This window comes from Stenotrophomonas maltophilia group sp. Smal32 (assembly GCF_030237085.1).
In the GTDB taxonomy this organism is placed as follows: Bacteria; Pseudomonadota; Gammaproteobacteria; order Xanthomonadales; family Xanthomonadaceae; genus Stenotrophomonas; species Stenotrophomonas maltophilia_Q.
This window is the reverse complement of sequence record NZ_JASJSI010000153.1, coordinates 1-8,106: the sequence shown is the minus strand read 5'-3', so window position 1 is coordinate 8,106 and position 8,106 is coordinate 1. Positions and strand designations below refer to the sequence as shown.

The following is an 8,106-nucleotide window of genomic DNA, read 5'->3' as shown; positions in this document are numbered from 1 at the left end:
TGGGGGCTCGATGGCGCCATCCATGGCGCCAACGGTCCTGCCCACCCACACCGCCCCGCCTCTGACAGATTCCCGCGGCTGTTGGCAACTGCGGCCGTTGTTCCGCACGGCTGTTGGTAGGTGTCGACCTTGGTCGACACGATTTTTCTGTCAGATATCGAATGAGTCATCCACGCATGGCGTGGATCTACCGTGTCGACCAAGGTCGACACCGACCAGAACAATATGTCGTTCCGACAGGTCGCGGGAAACTGTCGAAGGCGGGGTGGGTCCGGTTGCGGGAGTGTCCGCGGCATGGATGCCGCGGCCAAGCCCCCAGGGATGGGTTTACGGCGTCTCCCGCAACCGGATCCGCCCCGCCATTCCCCAGTAGCCCAGCTTTTGACGTTGACGTTGATTCTGCAGGTGCATGGCTGCAAGCCCTGCAGAACAAAACCCCACCCCCTACCAAGGTAGGGCGGCCCGCACGCCAGCGCCGGACTATCCTCGAACCCATGACTTTGTCTGGGAGGGCTGCGTCATGAACTACGAGGAAACCTACCGTCGCTCGATCGACGAGCCGGATGCCTTCTGGGGCGAGGAAGCCAAGCGCATCCATTGGCACAAACCGCCGCAGCAGGTGCTCGACTACAGCAACCCGCCATTCCGGCGCTGGTTCGTCGGCGGCGAAACCAATCTCTGCTACAACGCCGTCGACCGCCACCTGGCCGAGCGCGCTGACCAGCTCGCGCTGGTCGCCATCTCCACCGAGACCAACAGCACACGCGAGATCACCTATCGCCAGCTGTACCGCGAAGTGAACGACTTCGCCGCAGTGCTCAAGCACCTCGGTGTCGGCCACGGTGACCGCGTGGTGATCTACATGCCGAACATGGCCGAAGCCGTGTTCGCGATGCTGGCCTGCGCGCGCATCGGTGCGGTGCACTCGGTGGTGTTTGGTGGCTTCGCCGCGCACAACCTGGCGCTGCGCATCGACGACGCCAAGCCCAAGCTGCTGATCGCGGCCGATGCCGGCATGCGCGGTGGCAAGCTGATTCCGTACAAGCCGATGGTCGACGCCGCCTGCGCCGAAGCGGCCTCGCCACCACCGCACGTGCTGATCGTGTCGCGCGGACTGGACGCAGCCGAACCGCGCGTGCCGGGGCGTGACGTGGAGTACGCCACGCTGCGCGCGCAGATCGGCGAGGTCGATGTACCGGTGCAGTGGCTGGAAGCGAGCGAGCCGAGTTACCTGCTGTATACCTCCGGCACCACCGGCAAGCCGAAGGGCGTGCAGCGTGATGTCGGTGGCTATGCGGTGGCGATGGCGCAGTCGATGGAAACCGTGTTCGACTGCAAGCCAGGGCAGGTGATGTTTTCCACCTCCGATGTCGGCTGGGCCGTCGGCCATTCCTACAACGTCTACGGCCCGTTGATCGGTGGCTGCACCTCGCTGCTGTACGAAGGGCTGCCGACCAATCCCGATCCGGGCATCTGGTGGGCGCTGTGCGAGCAGTACAACGTGCGTACGATGTTCTCTTCGCCTACCGCCATCCGCGTGCTGAAGAAGCACGACGCGGACTTCATCCACCGGCATGACCTGGGCGCACTGAAGTACCTGTTCCTGGCCGGCGAGCCACTGGACGAACCCACCGCGCACTGGATCAGTGAGGCGCTGGGCAAGCCGATCATCGACAACTACTGGCAGACCGAAACCGGCTGGCCGGCGCTGACCCTGCTGCCGGGCCTGGAAATGAAGCCGGTGCGCTTCGGTTCACCCGGTTTCCCCAATCTCGGTTACCGGATGAAGGTGATCGACGAGAACACCGGCGAGGAAGTCGCGCCGGGGCAGAAGGGCGTGCTGGTGGTGTCGCCACCGTTGCCGCCGGGTTGCATGAGCACCGTGTGGAACGATGACAGCCGCTTCCTGCAGAGCTACTTCAGCCACTTCAAGGAACTGTTGTACAGCTCGCTGGACTGGGCGATCCGCGACGACGATGGCTACACCTTCATCCTGGGGCGCACTGATGATGTGATCAACGTGGCCGGGCATCGCCTCGGCACGCGTGAGATCGAGGAAGCCATTTCCAGCCATCCGCGCGTGGCCGAGGCGGCGGTGATCGGGGTCAAGGACGAGTTGAAGGGGCAGGTGCCGCTGGTGTTCGTCACCCTCAAGCAGGGGCTCAACGGTGAGGATCCGGCGCCGGTGGTGGCGGAGATGATGGCCACGGTGACCACCTCGCTCGGCGCGGTCGCGCGCCCGGCGCATGTGCATGTGGTCAACGCACTGCCCAAGACCCGGTCGGGCAAGTTGTTGCGGCGCTCGCTGCAGGCGCTGGCCGAGCAGCGTGATCCGGGTGACCTGTCGACGCTGGATGATCCCAGCGCACTGGAGGAGATCCGCCGGGCGCTGGGGCGCTGACCTGCTTCTGTAGAGCCGAGCCGATGCTCGGCTCCGCATGCCTCGCCAAAGCAGCCGAGCATCGGCTCGGCTCTACAGAGGAGGGTGTTGCTGCACCGCAGCTTCCTCCCGGCAACCGGTGCGCTAAGCTCGGCCCCAGGGGAGCGCGCCCGCCAGGGCGCGCAGGTGAAGCGCATCAAGGATTGGGGGGATGCAATGGCATTGCTGCACGCCAAGACGGCTGCTGGCCGTCAGGAAATCGAAGACCGTGGCCGGCGCCTGCCGGCAGCACTGCGCTCGATCCTGCTGATGGTCGATGGCCATCGCGACGACACCGAACTGCGCGGCCTGTTCGAAGGCCTGCGCGCACCGGCCGATGCACTGGAGCAGCTGGAAGTGCAGGGCCTGATCGAAGTGATCGGTGGCAATGCCGAGGTGGCACCGGCACGTGGAATCAGCACCGGCCGCGAACAGGATCCGGCGTTGTACCAGCAGTTGTACGACGCGATGAGCGAGGCGGTGCGGCGCCATCTCGGCCTGAAGGGCTACTTCATGCAGTTGAAGATTGAACGCTGCGCCGATGCACTGGCGTTGGAACGCCTGTGCCCGGAGCTGCTGGCCGCGGTGGGGAAGGCGCGCAGCCCGGCGCTGGCGCAGCGCTGGTGGCAGGAAACCCAGGCGGCGGTGGTGAACGCTGGCAATGAGGTCGTGCAGGCCTGACTCACCGCGTAAAGTGATCGGTTCACTTCCCCACAAGGAGTCCCGCGTGCAGGACGACCACGACGACACCGATACCCCCGGCTGGGACGCGATCAATGCGGCGCTGGCGCCCCTGTATGCCGGGCAGGAGCCGCGTCATTTCGGCACCGCGCTGCCTTACACGCTCGGCGGCCAGGATCCTCTGGATGGCATCAGCGTGTACTGGGTGGATGCGCCGGTACCGCACTGGCACTACATCACCTACGGCTTCTCCGAGCTTTACACCAAGGAGAGCAGTGATGCCGCCGCCAGCGGCTATGGTTTCGAGCTGACCTTCCGCCTCGCTGCCGAAGCCGGTGAACACGCCGGCAGCACGCCGCCGGTGTGGCCGATGAACCTGCTGCAGAACCTGGCGCGCTACGTGTTTGGCAGCGGCAACGTGTTCGAGGATGGTCACCATCTGAATGCCAACGGCCCGATCGCGCTGGAGACCGATACGCGCCTGTGCCACTTGGCCTTCATTGCCGATCCGCAGTTGCCTGCGCGCGACACCGCCAATGGCCACCTGCAGTTCCTGCAACTGGTCGGCCTGACCGACGAAGAGATGGAGGCGGTCAAGCGCTGGTCGACGCGCGGTGTGCTGCAGGCGCTGCAGCCGGCGATGCCGCTGTGGATCAGTGATCTGCACCGTCGCAACCTGCTGGAGGATCCGGCACTGGCAGCCCAGGTGCAGGCCGGCAGCGAGCGCGAGGGCTCCAGCACCGGCATGCTGTTCATCGAGACGTTGGACTGGAGGCAGGAGGCCGGCGTCACCACCCTGGTGCTCGGCGCGGGCCAGGTCGCCAGCGTCTGCGAACTGCTGCCGCTGCGCCTGCGCCACGGAAAGTCGCTGGAACTGGCCAGCCGCGAGCGGCAGTGGGAGTTCATTCCAGCCGGGCGCGGTGACGTGGGCGAAGTGTCGGCCGACAGCGCGCGCTGGGCCCTGGACGAGACGGGGCTGCAGGCCCTGGCAGGCGTGCGTGCCGAACGTGGCATCTACCCGGTGGCGGGAGCGCTGCGCATCGAAGTAGTGCCAACCTACCTGCGCGACGCCAACGGTGAAGTGATTCGCCAGATTGGCTGAGTGTGACGATGGAACTGATGGGGTCAGAGCCGCCTGCGGTGCAGGCGGATCCGACCCCGACTCCGAGGGCGATGGGGTCGGATCCGTTCGCCACGCGAACGGCGTTGACCCCAGATAAGCCTCAGGCCAGGCCTTCGGCCTTCAGCGCGGCCTGCACACCGGCATCGGCGTCCATGCGTGCCTTGTAGGCGGCCAGGTTGTCCAGGCCGGACAGGTCGACCTTGGTGCCGGCGGCCCAGCGCAGGGTGATGTAGAAGTACGGGTCTGCGAAACTGCGGAAGCCGGCCAGCCACGGCTTGTCGGCCAGTTGCTTGTCGGCGGTCTCGAACAGGCCACGCAGGCGCTTGTGTGCGGCGGCGCGGATCGCATCGAACTGGCTTTCGTCGGCGATGAACTTGCCCGGTGCGAACAGCGGCGAGAAGGCCGGGTGCACGTCGGAATTGACGAAGGCCAGCCAGCGGGTGGCTTCGGCACGCTGTCGCGGGCTGCCATCACCGCCGAGGCCGGCCTGCGGGCAGGTGTCGGCGATATAGCCCATGATCGCGGCGTTCTGCAGCAGCACGAAGTCGCCATCGACCAGCGCGGGCACCGCGCCGGCCGGATTGATCTTGAGGAATTCCGGACCCTTCAGGGTGTCCTTGTTCAGCAGTTCGACCTCGAACGGCTGGCCGGTCCACTGCAGGGCGATGTGGTCGGCGGTGGAACAGGCACCGGGCTTGCTGTACAGCTTCATGGGAACTCCAGGTGATGCGGGCGGGAAACGCCCACTATCCCAGAGCCTGCCGGCGGGCGGCAACGCTGCCGCCAGCACGGATCGTTACGACTGCCGCGGCTTGAGGTTCTGCACCTTATAGAAGGTGTGATCGCCGATGGTGGCCACCTGGTAGGCGTTGCGCCAGTTCGGGCTGGCGATGGACAACGCGGCGAAGTGGCTGGCACCGGGCACGATCTCGCGGCGCTCGCCGGCCGGCAGCGCCCAGTTGCGCTCGGCGTCGAAGGCCACGTTCATCGCCTCGCTCCAGGCCGCGTCGTTGCCCAACTGGGTGCCGGGGGAGACGATCGTCGGTGCAAACTGCTTGCGCGCGGTGACCACCTGGCACATCGAGTCGCCCCACAGGCCACTGTCGAGACGGCGCAGGGCGACCTCGGCAACGGCCTGCTGGCCGCGCAGGGTCTGGTCACGGGCTTCCAGGTAAACGGTGGTGCTCAAACACAATGAATCAGCGGCCGGCTGCGGCAACAACTGCGACAGCCAGAGAATCCAGGCCAGTTTCATATAACTCCTTGCTCCGTATGGGCCGCACTCTCCACTTCCGGTCGCGGGGGCGACAGGACGCGGGGTACGACTTGGCGTCATGGGGAGGCGGCCATCGGGGCCGCCCCGTGGGCGGCCCCAAAAGAAACGATCAGTACCGATCGAGGGGGCCGCACCGGCTCACCGGAAACTGGCTGGTGAGCGGAAGATGGCGCAAGGTAGGGGGGGATAGCCGAACGCATCGTGAACCGCTCGGCTTGACATTCAGGTTCAACGGAGGTGACGGAAATCACATTCCGCCCCCCATTCAGGCACTTATCAGAGCGCGGCGGCGACCCGACTGCCCTGGTCGATCGCCCGTTTTGCATCCAGTTCTGCGGCCACATCGGCGCCGCCGACCAACTTCGCGCTGATGCCAGCGGCCTGCAGTTCCGCCTGCAGCGCACGATTCGGTTCCTGCCCGGCGCAGATCACCACCTGATCGACCGGCAGCAGTTGTTCGCTGCCCTCAACGCGGATGCGCAGGCCTTCATCGTCAACACCCAGGTACTCGACGCCGCCGAGCATGCGCACGCCCTTGGCCTTCAGCGTGGCGCGATGGATCCAGCCGGTGGTCTTGCCCAGCCGCGCACCGGGCTTGCCCGGGCTGCGCTGCAGCAGCCACAGCCGGCGCGGCGAGGCCTCTGCCTGCGCCCGCGCCCGCGCCAGGGAGCCGCGGGTCTCAAAGGTACTGTCCACGCCCCATTCGGCCATCCAGCGCTGTGGGTCCAGCGAGGGGGACTCACCGGCGTGGCTGAGGAACTCGCCGACATCGAAGCCAATGCCGCCGGCGCCGATGATCGCTGCATTGGCGCCCACCTCGACCCGGCCCAGCAGCACGTCCAGGTAGCTGACCACCTTGGCGTGGTCGGCGCCGGGGAAGTCGACCCTGCGCGGGGTGATGCCGGTGGCCAGCACCACCTCGTCGAAGCCGGCCAGGCTGGCCGCATCCGCTCGCGTGCCCAGGCGCAGCTGCACTCCGGTTTCAGCCAGCTTGTGGCGGAAATAGCGCAGGGTCTCGTGGAACTCTTCCTTGCCCGGGATGCGCTTGGCCACGTTGAACTGGCCGCCGATCTCGTCGTTGGCATCGAACAGGGTGACCTGGTGGCCGCGCTCGGCGGCCACGGTGGCGCAGGCCAGGCCGGCCGGGCCGGCGCCGACCACCGCGACCTTTTTCGGCGTGGCAGCAGGGTGGTAGACCAGCTCGGTCTCGTGTGCGGCACGCGGATTGACCAGGCAGCTGGCCAGCTTGTTCTCGAACACGTGATCGAGGCAGGCCTGGTTGCAGGCGATGCAGGTGTTGATCGCCTCGGGGCGACCGGCTCGGGCCTTGTTCGGCCACTGCGGGTCGGCCAGCAGCGGGCGCGCCAGCGACACCATGTCGGCGCCGCCATCGGCCAGGATGCGCTCGGCGACCTCGGGCATGTTGATGCGGTTGGTTGCCACCAGCGGCACCTTCACATGCGGCTTGAGCTTGGCGGTGACACCGGCAAAGGCCGCGCGCGGCACCGAGGTGGCGATGGTGGGAATGCGCGCCTCGTGCCAGCCGATGCCGGAATTGATGATCGTCGCGCCGGCGGCCTCGATGGCCTGCGCCTGCTGCACGATCTCTTCCCAGTTGCTGCCGTCTTCCACCAGGTCCACCAGCGACAGGCGGTAGATGATGATGAAGTCCGGCCCGCAGGCCTCGCGGATGCGGCGCACGATCTCCACCGCAAAACGCATGCGTTGGTGGGCGTCGCCACCCCAGCGGTCGGAGCGCTTGTTGGTGCGCGGGGCGATGAACTCGTTGATGAGGTAGCCCTCCGACCCCATCACTTCGACGCCGTCGTAGCCGGCTTCGCGGGCCAGCTTTGCGCTGCGTGCGTAGTCGGCGATATGCCGCTCGACACCGCTGGCCGACAGCGCACGCGGGGTGAACGGGTTGATCGGCGCCTTCAGCTTCGACGGTGCCACCGACAGCGGATGGTAGGCATAGCGGCCGGCATGCAGCAGCTGCAGGCAGATCTTCGCGCCATGCTGGTGTGCGGCGGCGGTGAGCTGCCGGTGCGGGCGTACTTCCCAGGGCCAGGACAGCTTGCCGCCGAATGGCTTCAGCCAGCCCACCACGTTGGGCGCGAAGCCGCCGGTGACGATCAGGCCGACACCGCCCTCGGCGCGCTCGGCGAAATAGGCTGCCAGGCGCGGGAAGTCGCGGGCGCGATCTTCCAGGCCGGTGTGCATCGAACCCATCAGCACGCGATTGCGCAGCTGGGTGAACCCCAGGTCCAGCGGGGCGAACAGATGGGGATAGGCGCTTTCGTTGGCTGGCGACATGGTCGATACGCTTGCGTACGGAAGCGCGAAGCGTGCCGGGAAACGGCGGCCGGGGCAAGGGGCTGGCGAATCGGTAGCGGGGGGGGCTGCCCCGCGCCGCGGGCACCCCGGGGCGCCCCGGGCGCGCGGCCGGGGGGGGCCCGGGGGGCCCCGGTGTATTATTAAAAAAAAACACCCCCACCAAAGGCAGCCTAAAAGCTATTTTCTCTTTTTTGTTTATAAATAGGTGGGGGGGGGGGGGGGGGGGGGGGGGGGGGGGGGGGGGGGGGGGGGGGGGGGGGGGGGGGGGGGGGG

General features: G+C 67.0%; 6 protein-coding genes. 3 read left to right on the top strand and 3 right to left on the bottom strand.

Going from position 1 to position 8,106, the window contains the following annotated elements; genetic code table 11:
* Positions 1 to 520 precede the first annotated feature (520 nt).
* The 3 genes from prpE (at position 521) to QRO91_RS20990 (ending at position 4,202) form a co-directional block, all read left to right on the top strand.
* Positions 521 to 2,401, top strand: a complete 1,881-nt coding sequence (gene prpE, locus QRO91_RS21000; RefSeq protein ID WP_197620062.1) for a propionate--CoA ligase — start codon at positions 521 to 523, stop codon at positions 2,399 to 2,401.
* Between the two features lie 195 nt (positions 2,402 to 2,596).
* Complete coding sequence (locus QRO91_RS20995; RefSeq protein WP_049430343.1) at positions 2,597 to 3,100, top strand: hypothetical protein; 504 nt, start codon at positions 2,597 to 2,599, stop codon at positions 3,098 to 3,100.
* Between the two features lie 46 nt (positions 3,101 to 3,146).
* The gene (locus tag QRO91_RS20990; RefSeq protein WP_049430341.1) at positions 3,147 to 4,202 is read left to right on the top strand and encodes a suppressor of fused domain protein; all 1,056 of its coding nucleotides are present in this window, start codon (positions 3,147 to 3,149) and stop codon (positions 4,200 to 4,202) included.
* A 121-nt stretch (positions 4,203 to 4,323) separates the two neighbouring features.
* Here the strand turns inward: QRO91_RS20990 and QRO91_RS20985 are convergent, their stop codons facing one another.
* From QRO91_RS20985 to QRO91_RS20975, 3 genes are all read right to left on the bottom strand, one after another.
* On the bottom strand, positions 4,324 to 4,935 hold the full coding sequence (locus QRO91_RS20985) for a glutathione S-transferase N-terminal domain-containing protein (RefSeq protein WP_049430339.1): 612 nt from the start codon (positions 4,933 to 4,935) through the stop codon (positions 4,324 to 4,326).
* Positions 4,936 to 5,019: 84 nt separating this feature from the next.
* The gene (locus tag QRO91_RS20980) at positions 5,020 to 5,478 is read right to left on the bottom strand and encodes a cell wall hydrolase (RefSeq protein WP_004154513.1); all 459 of its coding nucleotides are present in this window, start codon (positions 5,476 to 5,478) and stop codon (positions 5,020 to 5,022) included.
* 297 nt (positions 5,479 to 5,775) lie between these two features.
* Entirely contained in the window at positions 5,776 to 7,812 is a 2,037-nt protein-coding gene (locus tag QRO91_RS20975) for an NADPH-dependent 2,4-dienoyl-CoA reductase (RefSeq protein ID WP_100443771.1), read from the bottom strand.
* Between the last annotated feature and the right edge of the window lie 294 nt (positions 7,813 to 8,106).